The organism is Pelomicrobium sp. P1 (assembly GCF_052805615.1).
In genome coordinates this window covers 78503-98106 of the sequence record NZ_JBRBEM010000009.1, presented here as the reverse complement: position 1 = coordinate 98106, position 19604 = coordinate 78503, and the positions used below count along the sequence as shown (strand labels likewise).

At 68.4% G+C, this 19604-nt stretch carries 20 protein-coding genes and 1 pseudogene; 9 read left to right on the top strand and 12 right to left on the bottom strand.

All coding sequences use genetic code 11. The features are described 5' to 3' along the window. Window positions 1-16: 16 nt before the first annotated feature. From nirJ to ACUVYZ_RS10360, 8 genes are all read right to left on the bottom strand, one after another. Window positions 17-1222: a heme d1 biosynthesis radical SAM protein NirJ gene (nirJ, locus tag ACUVYZ_RS10395; RefSeq protein WP_439934355.1), complete on the bottom strand. Its 1206-nt coding sequence runs from the start codon at window positions 1220-1222 to the stop codon at window positions 17-19. Window positions 1223-1287: 65 nt separating this feature from the next. Further along, complete coding sequence (gene ahbB, locus ACUVYZ_RS10390) at window positions 1288-1761, bottom strand: siroheme decarboxylase subunit beta (RefSeq protein WP_439934447.1); 474 nt, start codon at window positions 1759-1761, stop codon at window positions 1288-1290. A 20-nt stretch (window positions 1762-1781) separates the two neighbouring features. Further along, a complete protein-coding gene (locus ACUVYZ_RS10385) occupies window positions 1782-2225 on the bottom strand; it encodes an AsnC family transcriptional regulator (RefSeq protein ID WP_439934356.1) in 444 nt (147 codons plus the stop codon). Next, on the bottom strand, window positions 2218-3213 hold the full coding sequence (ahbB, locus tag ACUVYZ_RS10380) for a siroheme decarboxylase subunit beta (protein ID WP_439934357.1): 996 nt from the start codon (window positions 3211-3213) through the stop codon (window positions 2218-2220). Before ahbB (ACUVYZ_RS10380) ends, ACUVYZ_RS10385 begins: the two co-directional genes overlap by 8 nt. A gap of 2 nt (window positions 3214-3215) precedes the next feature. Then, window positions 3216-4394 (bottom strand): cytochrome D1 domain-containing protein, encoded by a 1179-nt coding sequence (locus tag ACUVYZ_RS10375; RefSeq protein WP_439934358.1) that lies wholly within the window; start codon window positions 4392-4394, stop codon window positions 3216-3218. Next, window positions 4384-4665 carry a c-type cytochrome gene (locus ACUVYZ_RS10370; protein ID WP_446033061.1) on the bottom strand — a complete coding sequence of 94 codons (282 nt, stop codon included), beginning with the start codon at window positions 4663-4665 and terminating at the stop codon, window positions 4384-4386. The genes ACUVYZ_RS10375 and ACUVYZ_RS10370 overlap by 11 nt, the downstream gene beginning before the upstream one ends. Before the next feature lie 97 nt (window positions 4666-4762). Further along, window positions 4763-6502 carry a nitrite reductase gene (locus tag ACUVYZ_RS10365; RefSeq protein WP_439934360.1) on the bottom strand — a complete coding sequence of 580 codons (1740 nt, stop codon included), beginning with the start codon at window positions 6500-6502 and terminating at the stop codon, window positions 4763-4765. A gap of 107 nt (window positions 6503-6609) precedes the next feature. Continuing rightward, complete coding sequence (locus ACUVYZ_RS10360; protein ID WP_439934361.1) at window positions 6610-8409, bottom strand: 4Fe-4S binding protein; 1800 nt, start codon at window positions 8407-8409, stop codon at window positions 6610-6612. Between the two features lie 233 nt (window positions 8410-8642). On the opposite strand from ACUVYZ_RS10360, the pseudogene cobA reads away from it, so the two are divergent. Further along, window positions 8643-9452 (top strand): annotated as a pseudogene (gene cobA, locus ACUVYZ_RS10355) (uroporphyrinogen-III C-methyltransferase); the annotation flags it as partial. Here the strand turns inward: cobA and ACUVYZ_RS10350 are convergent. From ACUVYZ_RS10350 to ACUVYZ_RS10335, 4 genes are all read right to left on the bottom strand, one after another. After that, window positions 9435-10733 carry a hypothetical protein gene (locus tag ACUVYZ_RS10350; protein ID WP_439934362.1) on the bottom strand — a complete coding sequence of 433 codons (1299 nt, stop codon included), beginning with the start codon at window positions 10731-10733 and terminating at the stop codon, window positions 9435-9437. The pseudogene cobA and the gene ACUVYZ_RS10350 sit on opposite strands and share 18 nt — an antisense overlap. Beyond that, window positions 10733-10960 (bottom strand): DUF2249 domain-containing protein, encoded by a 228-nt coding sequence (locus ACUVYZ_RS10345; RefSeq protein ID WP_439934363.1) that lies wholly within the window; start codon window positions 10958-10960, stop codon window positions 10733-10735. Before ACUVYZ_RS10345 ends, ACUVYZ_RS10350 begins: the two co-directional genes overlap by 1 nt. Before the next feature lie 2 nt (window positions 10961-10962). Further along, window positions 10963-11412, bottom strand: a complete 450-nt coding sequence (locus ACUVYZ_RS10340; protein ID WP_439934364.1) for a hemerythrin domain-containing protein — start codon at window positions 11410-11412, stop codon at window positions 10963-10965. Between the two features lie 82 nt (window positions 11413-11494). Continuing rightward, window positions 11495-12475, bottom strand: a complete 981-nt coding sequence (locus ACUVYZ_RS10335; RefSeq protein WP_439934365.1) for a COX15/CtaA family protein — start codon at window positions 12473-12475, stop codon at window positions 11495-11497. A 149-nt stretch (window positions 12476-12624) separates the two neighbouring features. Here ACUVYZ_RS10335 and ACUVYZ_RS10330 point away from each other — a divergent pair, with 149 nt between their 5' ends. The 8 genes from ACUVYZ_RS10330 to ACUVYZ_RS10295 are packed head-to-tail and all read left to right on the top strand — an operon-like array spanning window position 12625 to window position 19604. Beyond that, complete coding sequence (locus ACUVYZ_RS10330) at window positions 12625-12855, top strand: hypothetical protein (RefSeq protein ID WP_439934366.1); 231 nt, start codon at window positions 12625-12627, stop codon at window positions 12853-12855. A 25-nt stretch (window positions 12856-12880) separates the two neighbouring features. Next, on the top strand, window positions 12881-13057 hold the full coding sequence (locus tag ACUVYZ_RS10325) for a hypothetical protein (RefSeq protein ID WP_439934367.1): 177 nt from the start codon (window positions 12881-12883) through the stop codon (window positions 13055-13057). Between the two features lie 53 nt (window positions 13058-13110). Continuing rightward, a complete protein-coding gene (locus ACUVYZ_RS10320; protein ID WP_439934368.1) occupies window positions 13111-13656 on the top strand; it encodes a cytochrome C oxidase subunit II in 546 nt (181 codons plus the stop codon). 10 nt (window positions 13657-13666) lie between these two features. Continuing rightward, window positions 13667-15382 carry a cbb3-type cytochrome c oxidase subunit I gene (locus tag ACUVYZ_RS10315; RefSeq protein ID WP_439934369.1) on the top strand — a complete coding sequence of 572 codons (1716 nt, stop codon included), beginning with the start codon at window positions 13667-13669 and terminating at the stop codon, window positions 15380-15382. A gap of 9 nt (window positions 15383-15391) precedes the next feature. Then, complete coding sequence (gene cyoE / locus ACUVYZ_RS10310) at window positions 15392-16267, top strand: heme o synthase (RefSeq protein WP_446033060.1); 876 nt, start codon at window positions 15392-15394, stop codon at window positions 16265-16267. A 5-nt stretch (window positions 16268-16272) separates the two neighbouring features. Then, complete coding sequence (locus ACUVYZ_RS10305) at window positions 16273-17103, top strand: SCO family protein (protein WP_439934371.1); 831 nt, start codon at window positions 16273-16275, stop codon at window positions 17101-17103. A gap of 45 nt (window positions 17104-17148) precedes the next feature. After that, a complete protein-coding gene (locus tag ACUVYZ_RS10300) occupies window positions 17149-19092 on the top strand; it encodes a cytochrome b N-terminal domain-containing protein (protein ID WP_439934372.1) in 1944 nt (647 codons plus the stop codon). After that, window positions 19089-19604 carry a hypothetical protein gene (locus tag ACUVYZ_RS10295; RefSeq protein WP_439934373.1) on the top strand — a complete coding sequence of 172 codons (516 nt, stop codon included), beginning with the start codon at window positions 19089-19091 and terminating at the stop codon, window positions 19602-19604. Before ACUVYZ_RS10300 ends, ACUVYZ_RS10295 begins: the two co-directional genes overlap by 4 nt.

The following is a 19604-nucleotide window of genomic DNA, read 5'->3' as shown; positions in this document are numbered from 1 at the left end:
CGGATGTGGGGGCGGCTCAGCGGAGCGCCTGCTGCCGGGCGGTCCGGGAATAAGGCGTGACCTGAAGCCGCCCTGCACCGACCTCGACCCCGATTTCCTCGTCGGTGAGATAGCACGCCGGGTCTTCCTGCCAAGGATCGCCGGTGAGCTGCCAGGCACGCACCCGGGTGTTGCCGCCGCACACGTCCAGATAGGCGCAGGCGCCGCAGCGCCCCTTCACGGGCCGCGGACGGCGCTTGAGCCCGGCCATCAGGGGGTCCGTGGTGTCTCGCCAGATCTGGGAGAAAGGCCGCTCCCGTACGTTGCCGAGGGAATAGTCCCACCAGAATGTGTCCGGGTGCACGTTACCCAGGTTGTCTATGTTGGCAATGTGGAGTCCCGAGGCGTTGCCGCCCCATTGGGCCAGCTTGGCCCGCAGATGGCTTTCCTGCGCCGGGAAGTGGCGCCTCGCCCAGAGCAGGAGATAGACCCCGTCGGCGTCGTTGTTGCCGGTCACGAACTCGCTTTTCAGTCCCTGTTCCAGGTGCCGCCAGGCAGTGTCGAGCAGCAGGTCCATGGCCCAACGGGTGGTGACCAGGCGGGCGTCCACCGCCCGGTTCACGTTGCCTCGGCCCGCGTAATTGAGGTGGGAGAGGTAGAACTTGGGAATGCCTTCCTCTTCCATGAGCCGGAGCAGGGCCGGCAGGTCGGCGGCGTTCTCCTGGGTGAGGGTGAAGCGCAGGCCTACCTTGATCCCCCGGTCGCGGCATAGGCGCAAGGCGGACAGGGACCGGTCGAAGGCCCCCGCCATGCGCCGGAACCGGTTGTGGGTCTCGGGCATCCCGTCCAGGCTGATGCCCACGTAGTCGAAGCCCACCGCCTGCACGGCATCGATCGACCCTTGGTCGATCAGGGTGCCGTTGCTGGACAGGCCCACGTAAAAGCCGAGCGCCTTGGCGCGGTGACCGATGGCGAAGATGTCGGGCCGCAGCAGGGGTTCGCCGCCCGAGAGGATCAATACCGGTACGCCGAAGGCCTTGAGGTCATCCATGACCCGGTACACCTCGGCGGTGGAGAGTTCCCCGGGAAAATCCCGGTCCGCGGAGATGGAGTAGCAATGGCGGCAGGCCAGGTTGCAGCGGCGCACCAGGTTCCAGATCACCACCGGGCCCGGAGGCGAGGCGGGCGGGGAGAGGGGCGTCGGCCGGCGGATCTCCCGCAGGTAATGGGTCAGGCGGAACATGGGGTTTCTCGAGCGGCGTTCAAGTCGATGACGAGCATAGGCGGCCGGTAGGATGCTGATCCAGATCAAAAGCGCAGTCCCGTCTTCTTCAGGATGCGCACGCTGTAGAGCACCTCGTGTCCGCGGCAAGCGTTTCCCAAGAGTCGGGCGATGGCCTCCACCTGGCGCTCCACCTCGTCGCGTCGGCGCCCGTGGACCATGGCGAACAGGTTGTAGGGCCAGTCGGGCGGCCGCCGCGGCCGGCGATAGCAGTGGCTCACGAACTCGAGCCCGCCCACCTGGCGCCCCAGGGCGTCCACCAGGGCGTCGTCCACGTCCCACACCGTCATGCCGTTGGCCCGGTAGCCTAGGGCGTAGTGGTTGGGCACGGCGCCGATGCGGCGGATGGCGCCGCGCTGGAGCATGCGCTCGAGCCGGGCGAGCACTTCGTCCACCGGCACGCCGAGCTGGGCCGCCAGGGCGTGATAGGGCCGGGACACTAAGGGCAGCCCGGCCTGGGTGGCGAGCACCAGCCGGCGGTCCAGCGGGTCGAGGGCCATGACGGGGTTGGCCGGATCGGTCATACGTGGAGCCGCAGGCCGATAAAGTACTCGGCCTCTTTGGGAAGGTTCAGGACCGGATAGCCGGTCAGGGCTTCGATACGCTGCAGGGCCGCCGCGATCTTCTCCGGGGCGTCGGCCGCCAGCACTATCCACAGGTTGAAGCGGTGGTCTCGCTGGTAGTTGTGGGCCACTTCCGGCAGGGCGTTCACCAGGGCTGCGACCCGTTCTAGCTCCTCGGGGGGCACTGCCATGGCGGCCAGGGTGAAGGCGCCTCCCAGGCGCTCGGCGTCGAACAGGGGGCCAAAGCGGGTGAGCGTCCCATCGGCGAGCATGCGGCGCAGCCGCTCCAGCAGCTCGTCCTCGTCGGTGCCGAGGGCCTGGGCTACCTGGGCAAACGGCCGCTCGCAGAGGGGAAGGCCGGATTGTAGTCGGTTGAGGATGGCCCGGTCCAGCTCATCCATCGGTCGTCTCCAGGTCGAGCCGGGGCGCCTCCCGCTGCTTGAACCGGCGCCGGCTGAAAAGCACCTCGTGGGGATAGCGGTCCAGGTCGGACTCGGCCAGGAGCTCCACCCGCTCCAGCACCCGGTTGCGGTCGCGCCCATGGATCATGCAGAACAGGTTGTAGGGCCAGTCGGGCGGCCGCCGGGGCCGACGGTAGCACAGGGTGACAAAGTCCCACGCCAGAAGGGCGTCGACCGCCTGCGGGAGTTCCGCTTCCGGCACGTCCCAGACCACCATGGCGTTGGCCCGGTAGCCCAGCTCGTGGTGATGGACGATGACGCCGAGCCGCTGGATCACGCCCGCGGCGAGCCAGTCCCGGAGGCGGGCGAGGATCGCCTCCTCTTCGATCCCCGCGGCCTCCCCCAGGGCGGCGTAGGGCCGCTCGGTCAGGGGCAATCCCCGCTGTAGCCCCTCCACCAGGACGTGGGCGGGGCCGTCCAGGTCCACGCGCTGGGGACGTGGTGGGAGCGATCGCCGGGACAGGCATCGGCCCGGCGCGCCGTCCGCCGCCAGATCGAACCCCAGGTCGATGTGATAGTCCTCCAGCAGGGGCAGCTCAAGGAGGGGCAACTGGGCGCGAAGCTCAATCTCGTGCACCAACGCCGACAAGCGCGCTTCGTTGGGCGCGGTGGCCACGAACCACAGGTTGTAGCGGTGCTCCCGCTCGTAGTTGTGGGTGATCTCTGGATAGCCGCTCACCATCCCAGCGACGGCCTCCAGCCGGTCCTCAGGAACCGCCAGGGCCCCCAGGACGCTGGCGCCCACGGTGTTCGGGCGGAAGGTGGCGCCGATGCGGCTCACGATCCGCCGCTCCTTCAGCATGGCGAGGGTGCGCAGCACCCGCTCCGGGGAAGTCCCGAGCTCCCGGGCAAGGACGTCGAAGGGCCGAGGCACCAGCGGGAAATTCCGCTGGTAGCAATTCAAGAGGGCGAGCTCCAGATCCAGCATGGTTACATTCCGGTGACGAATGCTCGGGAGGTGAAGAAGATGCCGCTCGGCTTCCGGGCAGGGATGCGGGCGAGCTCGGCGAAGCTCGCGGTGTCGTAGACCAGCACCCGGTCGTCGTCCCGGGCCGAAATCCACACCTCTCCGCCTCGGGGTGTGAACTCCATGTGCAGCACCGCCTTGCCCGGCTTGAGCGTGCGCACGATGCGCCGGGACGGCACGTCGATCACCTGCACCGTGTCGTTGTCTGGATAGGCGAAGTTGACCCATACTTGGCGGCCCCCCGGCTGGGCCATGACGAACACCGGCTGGCCATGGACCGGGATGCGGGCCGTCTCGCGCCAGGTCTCCGTGTCCACCACCAGTACTTCATGGGCGCCTACGGCGGGAAGGAAAGCCTCCCGGCCGGCGATGGCCCAGCCTTCCAGGTGGGGCATCTTGTACACGGGAAGCCGCTGCCGGCCGCGCCCATAGCCGTCCAGCACCCGCCGCACGCCGGCCTCGGGCCGCCACAGGTCCAGCAGCGCGACGCCGTCCTCGCCGAACAATCCGGCCAGGTAGTAGCGACCGTCGGGGGTCACCAGCGCGTCGTAGGGCTCTTTTCCGATCCCGGTGTAGCGGTGCACCCGGGGCGCCGCCGGCTCGCTTAAGTCGGCGAGCCAGATTTCGCCGGTGTCGAACAGGCTGAACACGAACCGGTTGCCCGGCGCGTCTTCCAGCCCCACCACCTTAGCGCGCCTGCCGCCCCCCGTCTCGGTGGCCGGCAGATCGGCGACCTGCTCCAGGGTTTCGCTGGAGAACACCTTGACCCCGCCCGGCTCGTAGTTGGCCACAGCGACGAGGCGCCCATCCTGGGAGATGGCGCCGCCGATGCTGTTGCCCGCCTGCACCACTCGGCGCGCGATGCGCTGCTCCAGCAGATCCACCTTGGTAAGCCCGCCGTCGCGCCCGAAGACGAAAGCATGGCGCCCGTCCCGGGAATACACCACGGACGCGTGGGACAGGTCTCCCAGGCCCTCCACTACGCCGATGGCCCGACGGGCGGTGGTGTCCACGATCAGCACCCGCCCAGAGCCTCGCTCCACGATGAGGCCCAGGTCCCCGGTGCCGCGCAGCGCCGGCGCCGCGCAGCCGGCGAGGGCGAGCGCCAGGAGCCATGGGACGATTCGTGCCTTAACGTTCATCGGGCACTCCTTCGAGCAGCCTGTGGGCGAGCCACGCCGCCTCGTCCTCGGAGAGGAAGCGGGACCAGGGCGGCATGGCGGTCCCGGGGCGGCCGTGGAGGATGGCGGCGGCGAGGCCCTGGGGGTCCTTCCCGGAGAGGGCCGAGGGCAGGAGCGGCGGTCCAAGGCCGCCGCGCAGGGTGAGGCCGTGGCACGATCCGCAGTCATGGCGCAGCAGGGCCAACAGCTCCCCCTGGCGGGCGGGGGAAGGCGCCTCGCCTGCCGCGCTCACCGCGGCCCAGGCGAAGACCGCGGCGAGCAGCCTCCGGCACCAGGAAAAAAAAGCGGGGTTTCCCCCGCCGGCAGAGTGAGGAGGGACTGCCTGAACCTTAATAAACATCGTGCCGCGTGTTGTAGACATTGAACTTGCCGGTGGGCGTGATGAGTTTCGGGTCTTTGATCACTGCCTTGAGCTTGCGGGTCTTGTCGTCCACCACTACGATGGCCGACTCGTGGTTCTTGGCGCTCCACACCGAGAACCACACTTCATCGCCCGCCTTGTTGTACTCCGGCTGCAGAACCCGTTTAGCGCCCTCGCCCAGGCCGGCCCATTCGGCGATAGGCAGCACCTCGTAGCCCTTGTCCAGGTTGTCGATGTCGAATACCGCGACGCTCTGGCTGATCTTCGGATCTGGGTTGAGGGCGGTGTCCACCCACAGGTTGCGGGACTTGGGATGGGTCTTGATGAAGAGGGACCCGCCTCCCTGGCCCTTGAGCATGCGCACCACCTTCCAGGCGTACTGGGGATGCTTCTGCGGGTCGGTGCCGATGATGGCGATGTTCTCGTCCCCCAGGTGCCCGGTGGCCCACACCGGCCCGTACTTGGGATCCACGAAGTTGGCACCCCGGCCCGGGTGGGGAATCTTGCCCACTTCGATGAGGGCCACCCGCTTGCCTTCTTTGGCGTCCACCACCGCGATCTTGTTGGACTGGTTGGCCGCCACCAGGAAGTAGCGCTTGGACGCGTCCCATCCGCCGTCGTGGAGGAAGCGGGCCGCTTCGATCTCCGTGACCTGGAGATTGCGGATGTCCTTGTAGTTCACCAGCAGGATCTTGCCGGTCTCCTTCACGTTCACCACGAACTCGGGCTTGAAATGGGAGGAGACGATGGAGGCGACCCGGGGCTCCGGGTGGAACTCCTGGGTGTCCACGGTCATGCCGCGGGTGGAGACGATCTTGAGCGGCTCCAGGGTGTCCCCCTTCATGATCACGTACTGGGGCGGCCAGTAGGAGCCGGCGATGGCGTACCTGTCTTCCCAGCCCTTGTATTTGGAAGTGTCCACCGAGCGGGCCTCCAGGCCGATCTTGATCTCGGCCACGTTGTCTGGTTTTTCCATCCACAGGTCGATCATGTTGATCTTGGCGTCGCGGCCGATCACGAAGAGATAACGCCCGGAAGCCGAGAGGCGGGAAATGTGGACCGCGTATCCGGTCTTGACGATGTTGACGATCTTCTTGCTGTCGCCGTCGATCAGCGCCACCTCGCCGGTGTCCCGCAGGGTCACCGAGAACAGGTTGTCCAGGTTGAGGTTGTTCATCTTCTTTTTCGGACGCTTCTCGGGCGGCACGATGACCTTCCACGTCTGCTTCATCTCGGGCAAGCCGAACTCGGGCGGCGTGGGCGGCTCGTGCTGGAGGAAACGGGCCATGATGTCCACATCCTTGTCCGTGAGCTCGCCGCTGGTGCCCCAGTTGGGCATCCCCTGGGGGGAGCCATAATTGATGAACACCTTGAGGTACTCGGTGCCCTTGGGCAGGGTGATGTCGGGGGTGAGGGGCTTGCCGGTAGCGCCCTTGCGTAGCACCCCGTGGCAGCCGGCGCAGCGCTCGAAATAGATCTGCTTGGCGCGGGCGAACTCCTCGCTGGTAAGGGGCGGGGCCTTGGGCGTCACCACTTCCGCCGCTTCTTCGGGCTTGATCACCGTGGGGGCGCCCTTGTAGCGCAAATCCTCTTCCGGCGTGCCGGGGTGTACCGGCTGCTTCTGCTGGGCGATCCCGGTCCCGGCGTAAAGTGCCAGCGCCGCAAAGACCGCGGACGCCGCCGCGGTCAAGGTTCCCTTCGCTCCCATGGCCTGCTCTCCCTGAGTGATATGAAGAATCCGATGACGATATAAGTTAGGCGCTCGCCCGGGCGTGCGCTTTGATGTGCATCAAAGAAACCGTGTCACCGGTAGGGCTATGACGGGGGTTGGCGAAGGCGGCCGCCCTCGTGGTCACGCTCCTCGTACCCGGAAGGTTCGGGGCCGTAGGCGCCGATCATGGTCTCCATTCTCTGCACCGCTTCCCGCGCCCGGGGCAGGCGCTCGCGCCGCTTGCGCCGCTCGATGAGGGGCGGGCATTTGCGCTCGTTGTAGTACACCACCTGGCAGTCGAGGCAGTAGTGGCATTCGTTGGCGTTGATCTCGCCGGTGGGCCGGATCGCCCGCACCGGGCATTCCACCGCGCACACCTGGCAGGGCTTGCCGCATTCCCGGCGCCGCCGCAGCCACCAGTCGAAGAGGCGGAACCGGCCGGGGATCGCCAGGGCCGCCCCGAGGGGGCACAGGTACTTGCAGAAGAACTTGCGGTTGACCATCGTGATCCCGATCAAGCCGGCCGCGTAGAGCACGAAGGGCCACTCCCGCTGGAAGCGCATGCCGAAGGTGGTCTTGAACGGTTCCACTTCGGCGAAGACCGCCGCCTCCCCCATGGACTGGAGGGAGATGCCGAACAGCACGACCAGGATCACGTACTTCACCGCCCACAGGCGCTCGTGGACTACGTCGGGCAGCTCGAGCTGGGGCGCGCCCAGGCGCCGGGCGATCTTGTTGATGAGTTCCTGCAGCGCCCCGAAAGGGCACAGCCAGCCGCAGTAGACCCCGCGTCCCCACAGGAGCAGGGTCACGGCCACGAAGGACCAGAGGATGAACAGCATGGGATCGATCAGGAAGTGCTCCCAGCGGAACTCCCGCATCACCGAGTGGGCGAAGGTGAGCACGTTGATCACGGTGAGCTGGGCGAGGGCATACCAGCCGAGGAAGAACAGGGTGTAGGCGAGAAAGGCGTTGCGCACCCAGGCCGTGAGCCGCGGGCGGCGGGCGAGCCAGTCCTGGAACACCAGGATCAGGGTGAGGATCGCAAGGCTCACCGCCAGCACCGCGATCTCGAACGTCCGCTGCCGCCACATGCCGATCCACAGGGGCTCTTCCGGCGCCGCCAAAGACGCGGCGGGCGGCGCGATCGGCGCTCGGGCGGGGGCGGTTTCCTCCGACGCCGCCGGTGGCTTGGCGGGGCGCGGCACGGCGGTCGGGGACGTCTTCCGGGGCAGGGAGGGCTTGATGGGAGCGACGGCGGGAGGGGGCTCGATGGCTGCCGGCGCTTCGGGCTCGGGCGGGGGCGCGGGGGGAGACAGGCCCCGGGATTGGGCCACCGCCCGGGCGGCGCGGGTGACGGTGGCGTTTTCCACCATCACCGTGATGGTGGCGCCGGCGATGGTGTCGATGGCCACGTGGCCTTCCCGCCGGGCGCCGACCGCGATGCGATCGAACACCGATTTGCCTACATACTGGTCGACGAATCGTTTCAGGCGCTCGGGGGTGATGCCGACGGCGAGGATCGGCTCTTCGTGGTGGACGATGGCGATCCCCGTGATCCGCCCGGACCGATCGAAGCCCACCAGGGTGTTGATGGGCTTGCCGGAGTAGGCGGGAATGCGCAGGACGTCGGCGGTGAGGAAGGCGTAGCCGATCACCTCTTCCCCCTGGTAGACCGCCGCCGCCGGCGGGTCGCCCTCCAGGTTCCCGAACCGGTCCGCCTGGGGGAAGAATTCCTTGACCTGGGGATAGCGCTCGGCGATGTCCGCGGCGGCCGGCGCGGCCAAAAGGATAAGGGCGAGCCACGCGAACGCCGCCCAACCCCGCCGCCGTCGGGCGGCGAGTCGCGGCCGGCCGCAGGCGAGGTGCGAAGAGAGCGGCCGCATCGGGGGCATCGGTTTCATTCGGGCGCCGATTGAAAAAAATCATTCTAGAGATCGAGGGCCGCGGATGGTTTTGACGTGCATCAAGGAATGCGCGCTGAAGCCTGGGCGACGGCACCGCCACCGGCTTTGACTTAAATCAAGGTTCGCCGGGAGGCATGTCCTTAGAGTCCTTGTCAGGCTATGGGTCTTTCGACCCGGCCATCCTTCGACTGCACGAGCCCATGGGCATGGACCGGCCAACCGCCACCTTCGGCGTCGACGCGCCTCCCGCCGGGGGGCGCGGCGAGGTCTATCTGGTAGGGGCCGGGCCGGGCGATCCCGAGCTGCTGACGCTGCGGGCCTTGAAGCTTATGCAGCGGGCGGACGTGGTGCTCTATGATCGCCTAGTGTCCTCCGAGATCCTGGCGCTGGTGCGCCCCGGCGCAGAGCGGATTTGCGTGGGCAAGGAGCCGGGGCGCCACAGCGTGCCCCAGGCGGAGATCTGCAAGCGGCTCGTGGGCCTGGCGCGGGAAGGCAAGCGGGTGCTGCGCTTGAAGGGCGGCGATCCCCTGATCTTCGGGCGCGGCGCCGAGGAGCTGGAGGTCCTGGCGGCCCACGGCATTCCCTTCGAGATCGTCCCCGGCATCACCGCCGCCACCGGAATGGCGGCCTACGCCGGCATTCCCCTCACCCATCGGGACCACGCCCACGCTTGCGTGTTCGTCACCGGCCATCTCCAGGACGGCAGCATGGACCTGGATTGGGAGGCCCTGGCACGTCCTCGTCAGACGGTGGTGGTGTACATGGGGCTCGGCGGGCTGGCGTTCCTGTGCCGCTCCCTGGTGGCCCACGGCCTGGCGCCCGCCACGCCCGCCGCCGTGGTGGAGCGGGCCACCACCCCCGGGCAGCGGGTCGCCGTGGGAACCCTGGAGAGCCTTCCGGAACTCGCCCGCGCTGGGGGTTTCCAGCCGCCGGCGCTGGTGGTGGTGGGCGAGGTGGTGCGGCTGCACGGCGTGCTGGGATGGTTCGCGCCCCGATCCGGCGCCCTGCCGGATCCGGTTCCTTCAGCCGTGCCCACGTGAAAGATCCTGCTTCGCCCTGCGGTAGAGGCGGACCGACCCCAGCAGGTTGAGCCCCAGCCACAGGGCGGAGATCCCGAAGCCGACGCCGGCGGCGGAGGCGAGGGCGGGCCGATCCACCGCGGCGACGAGGAGTGCCAGCGCCGCGGCGTGGGCCCACACGTGGGCAAGGCACGAACCCTGGGGCGCGAGCTGCCTGGCGCTGGGAAGCGGCCGGGCGTGGCTCGCAAGCCCCTGCAGGTCGATCCAGGCGAGAAACGGCACGATCCGGTACAGCATGCCGGCGATCATCCAGAAGGCGAAGCCGAAGAGGAATGCCACCGCCGCCATGACGGCGATGGGGCGGCCGTGGGTCGCGTCGGTCGCCAGGCTCACGCCCGCGCCGAGCAGGCTTGCGCCGAGGGCCAGCATCGCCAGGCGCCAGGCGGCAGCTGTGGCACCGTCCCCACGGCGACGACCGCCCGACTGGATCTTCAAGGTCACGAGAAGGAAGGCAGCGAACGCGGTCAAGATTCCGGCACCCGCTAGCCCGTAAAAGAAGCGCCCCACCGCCGCGCCCCCGGCGAGGGCCGCCGCGGACATGGATACCAGGGCGCCCACCACCGCCGGCGCCAGGCCCCGGTGCACGAGCTTGGGGTAAGGCTTCGTCAGCCCGAACATGGGCACCACCTGGTAAGCGACCCCGGCCACCAGCAAGCCGATCCAGCCGGCGAATCCCCACGCCAGGTGAAGATCCACCAGCGCGGGCCGGGGAACGGCGGCGAAGGGGACCGGGACGACGGCCAGGGTGGCGCCCATCAGGACGGTGACCGCGAGCGAGGCCAGGGCGAAGCCCACGGTGACGCCGGTGGGCGTGGCCACCGGCGCCCGGAGGATCGCTTGCGCCGCGGCTGCGACGTAAACGCCGAGGCCCGCCAGCAGCGCCGCCGCGCCGAAGGGCGCGAGCAGGGGGACGCCGCCCAGGAAGGTCCAGGCCAGCAGGAGGGTGCCGACGGTCAATGCCCCGTGGGCCACCTCCGCCACCAGGCGCCCTCGCGCCACCGGGGCGCCCGCCGCCACGGGCAGGATCTGGAGCAGGGCGCCGGCGGCGGTCATGGTGACGAAGCCCAGGGTCATCAAATGGGTGGCGGCGAGGGCGGCGGGCGTCCAGCGGCTCGCCGCGGCCGCCGGGCCCTTCGTGGCGATGACGACGGCGGCAAGCAGGGCGAAGGTGGGCGCGGTGAGGAAGAAGCGCAGCAGAACGGACAGAGGCAGCACGCCGTCCGCGGTCCTCGGCGGCAGCATTACGCGCGAGCCCAGATTTCGATGCAAAACGTGCCCTCGTCGTTCACGCGAGTCGAGTGCTCGTAGCCATTGCGCTCCAGGATGCGGTAGAGGGGAAAGGGCTCCCGCTCGAGCAGCAGCAGCATCCGCTGTCCCGGTTTGAGCCGGCACAAGGCCTCGAGCGCCCGCTCCAGGGGCTCGGGCGGCTCGAGACCCCGGGCGTCCACGATCAGGTCGTCGTTTGCCACCCTTATGTCCCGATCTCCTGCGCTAGCGCTTCCAGGAGCTGGGCCCGCTGGCCGGCGAGGACCCGGTCGCACAGGGGGTACAACACCTGCTCCTCCTTGAGATTATGTTGTTGCATGAAGAGGAGCAGAGTCTCGAAGGCATCGCGGAAAGCCCTGGGGTCGGCATCCGCCGCCGCCCCGGCGAGGGCGGCGATGAGGGGACGCATCTGGGCGTGCTCGTGCCGCATGACCGCGGTCGGTCCGCCGGGCGCACCGGTGGCGCTTTCGTAGGCAGGAAACAGGATCGTCTCCTCCAGCCGGAAGTGCCTTTCCATGGCTTCGCTGAAGCGGCGCATCGCCTGGCGGCAGCGGTTCCAATCCCCCAGGAGCATGGCCGCCTCTCCCTCGGCGAACAGTTGATCGCAGGCCCGATGGTCGGTGGAGAACCACTCGGTGAAGGTATCCGCAGTCATGGGGGTCGGCAAACGAGCAGCGTAGCGGTCGAGGATGGGAGGCATTGTGGAGACCCGGGTAGCGGGCGCGCCTTGATGTGAATCAAGCGAGCGGTGCAGCACGCCCGCGCCGGGCGGCGCGCACCGCGAGCTCCACGGCGACGAGGAGCAGAGCCGCGGCCAGGGCGTTGTGGACCAGGGCGAGGGGCAGGGGAAAGGCGAGCTTCACCATCGCCGCGCCGAGCGCGGCCTGGAGCAGGGCCAGCAGGGCGGCTGCGGCCGCCGGGAGGCGCAGTCCCGGATAGGCTCGGGCGCCGAGGGCCACGGCACCGAGCCAGCCGAGGGTCAGGAGGGCCCCGAGGCGATGGGCCAGATGGAGGGCGGCGCCCTGGTCGCGGGGAAGGGGGGCGGGGGAGGAGGCGAACGGGTCGAAGGCGGCCAGCCCCTCGCTGGGGGAAAAGTCCCCTTCGCACCCGGGCAGGGTGGGGCAGGCGGCTGCGGCCAGCTTGACGCTGAGGAGGCCCCCGAGCCCGATCTGGACCGCGATCAGCACCACCGCGGCAACCGCGGCGAATCGCAGGCTCGGCGCGTGCCTGGGGTCGGAGACGCCGAGCCGCGGCGGATGCGCCTGGCGCGCCCGCAGCATCCAGGCGCAGGCTAGCAGCGCGAGGCCGCCCAGCAGGTTGCCGAGGGCCACCGTCGGCGCCATACCGGTGGAAGAAGAGATCCCCAGCAAGGCGAGAAAGGCGGTGAGCGCCGCCATAGCCAAGGCCAGTACCACGTCGCCATGGCGGCGCGGCTGCCGCAGGCTCGCCACCAGAATCGCGAAGACGAGGAGCAGCATGGCGCTCGCGGCGAGGCGGTGGCCCAGTCGCGCCAGAAACTGGAGCGGCGAGGAGGCGCCGCCCCTCGGGTGGGCGCCGGGCATCGACGGCGCGCCGTAGCACTCGGGCCAGGGCTCGCAGCCGAGACCCGCGGCGGCGAGCCGCAGGTAGGCGCTCGATACCACCACGAACAGCATGACCGCGCTAGCGGCCAGGGCGAGGCGCGCCAGGAGGGGCGAGGGCGGATCGGGGGGATCCATGGACTCCACGATGGGGACGGGGTTTCGCTACGCAGCTTACCTCTGGACGCCCTCCTTCGCCCCGCGAGGTGGAAATTTCTTGATGCGTATCAAGGAGCCCTCCCTCTCCGCTGCGGATCATCAAGGCCTGAAAGCGACAGGAGGAGCCCATGGCTGGAGCGCGATGGCGCAAGACCCCATGGACGACGGTGGCTGTGGCGGCTGCGATCCTCGCCCTGAGCGGTTTCGGCGCCGCCCTTTCTGACGGGGCGCGGCTGTGCAGCCCGGTCAATGACAAATGGGTTGGCGGCGGCTGGTACTCGTCCCCCGGTTTGCTGCGGGCTCTGGCCGTCGCCGATCGCTTGTGCGGCCGCTCGGAGCAGGAGCGGCGCGAAGGTTGATGGCTTCCAGCACGGAGGAAGAAAAATGGCCGAACCATCCAAAATCCAGGACCCGGAAGAGCTCAGCGACGAGCCCATCCCCTTCATGCAGCAGCTTTTGGACAACCCGTTCGCCCTGCTGTTCCTGGGAATCGCCTCGCCCATGGTGCTTTACGTGGTGTGGGGCGTGATGGAGATCCTGAGCATCCCGGTCGCCAAGTAGGCAAGCGGCGAGCGCTGCCGGTACACGGAACCGACAGAAGGGGAGTTTACGCCATGCCCACTGCCATCGACCCACCGAAGAACCGCGTCTGGTGGAAGGATCCGGTCGACAAGGTCGAGATCACCTGGATCGTGCTCGCCCTGATCTGGGGTCTCATCATGTTCTTCATGATGCCCTACTGGCATGTGTACGGAAAACAGAACCTGTCCAACGAAGCGTACCGCTCCACCCCCGAGCTCTTCAGCCGGAAGACCCAGGAGATGGTGGACAAGTACACGGTGCGCACCGAGACCGACCAGAAAATTCCCGTGGTGCACCCGCCTGCGGGCAGCGACGTCTATCTGATCGCCCGCCTGTGGCAGTGGTGGCCCCTGGTGGAGTTGGAGGCGGGCAAGAGCTACCGGCTGCACCTCATGTCCATGGACTGGCTGCACGGCTTTTCCCTGCAGCCCGAGAACATCAACATCCAGGTCCATCCCGGCTACGAGCACGTGTTGACGGTGACGCCCACCAAGGAAGGCACCTACTCCATCGTGTGCAACGAATACTGCGGGATCAACCATCACACCATGACCAGCAAGCTGTACGTGGTCAAGTAAGGGGGAGGCCATGGCGATCAACCGGATGTTTCGAACCTGCCCGAGCACAGGGCTGCAGTTCCATCAGCCGGCGGAGGCCCTGATCCGGTGGAACGCGGTGGCCGCGGTGGTGTCGCTGCTGGTGGGCGGGATCCTGGGGCTCCTGGTGGTGCTCACACGCTGGCCCGCAGTGCACCTGCTGCCGGCGGACGCCTTCTACCAGGCGCTCACCGCCCACGGCCTCAACATGCTGGTCTTCTGGATCATCTTCTTCGAGATAGCGGTCCTCTATTTCGCTGCCTCCACCCTGCTCAGGTGCCGCCTTGCCACCCCCCACATGGCGTGGCTCGGATTCTGGCTCATGGTGGCTGGCGCGCTGCTAAACAACTACGCGGTATGGCGCGGAGATTCCAGCGTCATGTTCACCTCCTATGCCCCCATGGGAGCCCACCCTACCTTCTACCTGGGCCTGATCCTGTTCGCGGTGGGGGCGCTGATCGGCTGCTTCGTGTTTCTCGGCACCCTGGCGGTGGCCAAGGCGGAGAAGACCTACGTGGGCTCGGTGCCGCTCGTGACTTTCGGCGCGTTGACCGCGTGCATCATCGCCATTTTCACCATCGCCAGCGGCGCCATCATCCTGATCCCAACCTTCCTGTGGTCGGTGGGGCTGGTGGGCTACATCGACTCCCTCATGTACCGCACGGTGTGGTGGGCGTTCGGGCACTCGTCCCAGCAGATCAACGTCTCCGCCCACGTGGCCGTGTGGTACGCCATCGCCGCCATCGTGTTTGGCGCCCGGCCCATGAACGAAAAAGTCTCCCGCGGGGCGTTTCTGCTCTACATCCTGTTCCTGCAGCTCGCCTCCGCCCACCACCTGCTGGCTGATCCGGGCCTCACGTCCAACTGGAAGATCTTCAACACCAGCTACGCGTTCTACCTGGCGGTGCTGGCCTCCATGGTCCACGGCTTCACCGTGCCCGGGGCCATCGAGCTGGCGCAGCGGGAGAAGGGCTACACCAAGGGGCTGTTCGAATGGCTGAGAAAGGCGCCGTGGGGCAACCCAGTCTTCTCCGGGATGTTCATCTCCCTGGTGGGATTCGGCTTCCTCGGCGGTATTTCTGGCGTTGTCCTGGGTACTGAGCAATTAAACTTGCTCATGCACAACACCTTCTACGTGCCGGGCCACTTCCACGCCACGGTGGTGGTGGGCACCACGCTCGCGTTCATGGCCCTCACCTATTTCCTGATCCCGGTACTTTTCCGGCGCGAGCTGGCTTTTCCCAAGCTGGCCCAGTGGCAGCCCTACGTTTTCGGCATCGGCATGAGCGTGTTCTCCCTGTTCATGATGGGCGCCGGGACCCTGGGGGTGCCCCGGCGCCACTGGGATATGACCATGGCGGGCAACCTGCTGCCCCACGAGTGGCCCGGGACTGCCTACCTGATGGTGGGCCTCATGGCCCTCGCCGGGATCCTCGCCGTCGTGGGTGGGGCCATTTACATCCTGGTGACCGTGTGGTCGGTGTTCTTCGGCAAGCGCATCGAGACCCCGGACTTCAAGCGCGTGAGCGCCCGGGAGGGCGCTGCCCCGGCGCCGCAACCGGTGGCCGTGTCGCTGACCGGCCATGGAAGCGCGGGCCATATGGCGGCCCCCGGCACCTTCGTCCTGGCGATGGTGCTGCTGGTGTCGTTCGTGCTGTACTACTTCGTCAACTGGAGGTACCTGTCCTCGGTGTGGCCGCTGAGCTGACGGACGGGAATGGCCATGCGTGACGGGGCGAGACTGTTCTTCGATCTCTTCAAGCTGCGCATCGGGCTACCGATCGGGCTCACGGCCCTGGCCGGCCTGGCGGTGACGCCGGGACCGCCCCTCGCCGGGTGGCAGGTGGCGGTGCTGGCCCTGGCGGTGGTGATGGCTTCCGCCAGCGCCGGCGCGTTCAACCAGTTCGTGGAGCGGGACATGGACGCGCGCATGGGACGCACGCGGCGCCGCCCCTTCGTCACTGGGCGGCTCCAGCACGGGCCGGCGTGGCTCGTCCTCATCGCCGCCATGGCGATCGCCGCCGTGGGCGCCGCGGCCCTGGCCCTCAATGCCTACGCCGCGCTCTACGTCTTCCTAGGCGCGTTCTTCTACGCCGTGGTGTACACCGTGTGGCTCAAGCGCCGCACCTGGCTCAACATCGTGATCGGCGGGCTGGCCGGAAGCTTCGCGGTGCTGGCGGGCTCCGCCGCGGCGGCGCCGGGGGAGCTGCCCGCGGCGCCCTTCCTGCTGGCGACGGTGCTGTTCCTGTGGACGCCGCCCCACTTCTGGAGCCTGGCGATCGCCTACCGCAGCGACTATGAGGCGGTGGGGGTACCCATGCTGCCCTGCGTGGTGGGGGACGCCCGCTGCGCCCAGATCATTTTCCGCAGCGCCATGGCCCTGGTGGCGGTGTCCCTGCTGCCGGCGTTCTTCGGTCTGGGGTGGGTCTATCTGGCCGGCGCCGCCGCGGGAGGCGCCTGGTTCCTGGCGAAAAGCGCGGCCCTCGCCCGCTCCCCCAGCCGGGCGACGGCCATGGCCAACTTCCACGCCTCCCTCCTGCAACTGGGTCTGCTCCTCGGCGCGGCGCTGCTCGACGGGGCCGTGGCAGGGTAAGGGCCATGGGGCGATCCGCGGCCCGGCTTATCCTCGCGATCGTCTTCGCCGCGCTGGTGGCGAGCGGCGGAGACGGCGCGGCGGAGACGGGCGGGACGCCCGGCCTCGACCCCCAGGAGGCGCTGCGGGCGAGCCAGGCGGCCATCGGCCGGCCCGTCGGCGATTACGCCTTCACCGACCGGCAGGGCCGGCGGGTGACCCTCTCCTCCTACCGGGGCAAGCCCCTGCTGGTGAGCTTCGTGTACACGGGTTGCTACCAGGTCTGTCCGGCCACCACCCGGTTCCTCGTCAAGGCCGTGCGGGTGGCCCAGGAGAGCCTGGGCCAGGATAGCTTCGCGGTGGTCACCATCGGCTTCAACTTGCCCTTCGACACGCCGGCGGCCATGGCCGCCTTCGCCCGGCAGCAGGGGGTGGATCTTCCCAACTGGGAGTTCCTGAGCCCCGACGCGGAGACCCTTGAGGCCCTGACCCGGGACTTCGGTTTCCGCTACGTGCAGACGCCCAAGGGCTTCGATCACCTGCTCCAGGCGACGGTGGTGGACCAGGACGGCCGCATCTACGCCCAGGTGTACGGGGACGCGTTCGACATTCCCCAGCTCGTCGAGCCCCTCAGGCACCTCCTCACCGACGGGCCGCGGGCGCCGGCGACCCTCTCCGAGCTGGTGGAGCGGGTGCGGCTCCTGTGCACGATCTACGATCCGGCGTCCGGCACCTACCGCTTGAACTACCAGATCTTCTACGAGCTCTTCGGCGCCCTGTTCGCTACTGCGCTCACCATCGGGTTCATCGTGCACGAGCGGCGCCGGGGCCGCGGCTCCCGGCCGCCGCAGGCTTGACCCACATCAAACGCTCCGCGGCCCCCCGCGGGTAAGCTTTCCAGCATGTTGAGATACGTGCAGCGCGCCGGTCAGTGGGCGTTCCTCCAGGCGGAGCGGGTGTTCAACGCCGCCTTCGGCGACCGCTTGAACCCGCTCTATTACCTCGGGGCCATCAGCTACTTCATGTTCTGGGTGGTGGTGGCGAGCGGCCTTTACGTCTACGCCTTCTTCCAGACCGGCGTGAGCGAGGCCTACCTTTCGGTCCAGTCCCTGAGCGAGGAGCAGTGGTACCTGGGCGGCATCATGCGCTCGATCCACCGCTACGCCTCCGACGCCATGGTGCTCACCATGCTGCTGCACATGCTGCGGCATTTCCTTTTCGACCGCTACCGCAGCTTCCGCTGGTTTTCCTGGGTGAGCGGCGTGATCGTCCTGTGGCTGGTCTACGCCTCCGGGGTGAACGGCTACATGCTGCCCTGGGACCGGCTCGCCCAGTTCGTGGTGACCGCCACCGCCGAGTGGTTCGACTGGCTACCCATCTTCAGGGGCAGCCTGATCCGAAACTTCATCTTTCCCGAGGGAGTCAACGACCGGCTGTTCAGCCTGCTCTCCTTCATCCACATCGGCCTTCCCCTCGCAGTGCTGTTCCTGCTGTGGGTGCACGTGCAGCGGGTGCCTCGGGCCAAGACCAACCCGCCACGGCCCATCGCCGTCACCCTGGTGGTGGCGCTGGTGGCCCTTTCCCTGGTGAAGCCGGTCGAGAGCCAGGCGCCGGCCAACCTTGCCACCGCCATCACCGAGATCGACCTCGACTGGTTCTACCTGGCCGTCTACCCCTTGATCTACCGCTGGTCGCCGGGGGAGGTGTGGCTGCTCGTCGGCGGCGCCACCCTGCTGTTCCTGCTGCTGCCGTGGCTGCCCCCCAAGCGGGGCCGCGGGCCCAAGGAGGGCTATCACGTCATGGTGCATCCCGACAACCGCATCATCCCGGTGCGGGAGGGGGAGAGCCTGCTGGACGCGGCGCTGCGGGAAGGGATGCCGGTGCCCTTCGACTGCCGCAGCGGCGGCTGCGGGCAGTGCAAAGGCACGATCCTGTACGGCGCGGTGGATCACGGCGCCTATCAGCCGTCGGCGTTGACCGAGGAGGAGCGGCGCCTAGGGAAGGCCCTGTTCTGCTGCGCCACGCCGCTCTCCGACCTGGAGATCGAGTACCAGCCGGTGGAGGTGCCGGGCGGGATCGCGCCCCGGGTCTACACCGCCCGGGTGCACAAGCTGCGGCGGCTCGCCGAGGACGTGATGCAGGTGTTCCTCAAGCTGGAAGGAGGGGAGAGAATCCGGTACTACCCGGGGCAGTACATCAACATCCTGCTGCCGGACGGGGAGAAGCGCTCCTTCTCTTTCGCCACCGCGCCCCACGAAGCGGAAAACCTGATCGAGCTGCACATCCGCTGGATCCCCGGCGGCAAGTACACCACCCACGTGTTCACCGAGATGAGGGAGGGAGAGGTGGTGCGCTTCGAGGGGCCCCTGGGCGCCTTTTTCCTGCGGGAGGACTCGGACAAGCCCATCATCTTCGTCGCCGGCGCCACCGGCTTCGCGCCGGTGAAGGCGATGCTGGAGCACGCTTTCCACGTGGGGCTCAAGCGGAAGATGATCCTGTACTGGGGCACCCGGCGCCTGCAGGACATGTACATGAAAGAGTTGCCGGAGCGCTGGGAGCGGGAGCACCCCAACTTCAAGTTCGTGCCCGTGCTCTCGGCCCCCGAACCCGAAGACCAGTGGCAGGGCCGCACCGGGCTCGTGCACGAGGCGATCCTGGAGGACTTTCCCAACCTGGCCGGCCACCAGATCTACGCCTGCGGTTCGGTGGCCATGGTGGAGGCGGCGCACCCGGCGTTCATCGCCCGGGGGCTGCACCCCGACGACTGCTTCTCCGACGCGTTCCGCACCAGCGCCCACCTGCGGGGCGAAGGGGCCGAGCTGGTCAAGCTGGGAGGCGCCGCGTGAACCTCTTGCGCTACGCGGCCCAGGGGCTGCTCTACGTGCCCTTCATGGCCGTGGTCGGTTACTTCTCCACCGACCCGCCGTATCGCCACCTGGAGCCGGATCAAGCTCTGGTGCGCCTGTCCATCCGTCATGCCGGCGAGCGCAGGGAGGAATGCCGCGAGCGCACGCCGGAGGAGCTGGCGAAGCTCCCGCCCAACATGCGGGCCCCCTTGGTCTGCCCGCGGGAGCGGGTGCCCGTCACGGTGGAGCTGGAGATGGACGGCGAGCTCCTGCTGCGCACCACGGCGCCGCCTTCGGGCCTGGCCAAGGATCTCGCCTCCATTGTCTACTGGCGGCAACCGGTGGCGGCCGGCCCTCACCGCTTCGTCGCGCGGCTGAACGACCGGCGCACCGAGGGCTTTAGCCACGTGGCCGAGGCCACGATGACCCTCGAGCCCGGGGACGCGCTGGTGATCGATTTCCAGGCGGAGCAGGGCGGGTTCCTGTTCCACTCCCGTTCAAGCCCGCGCTGA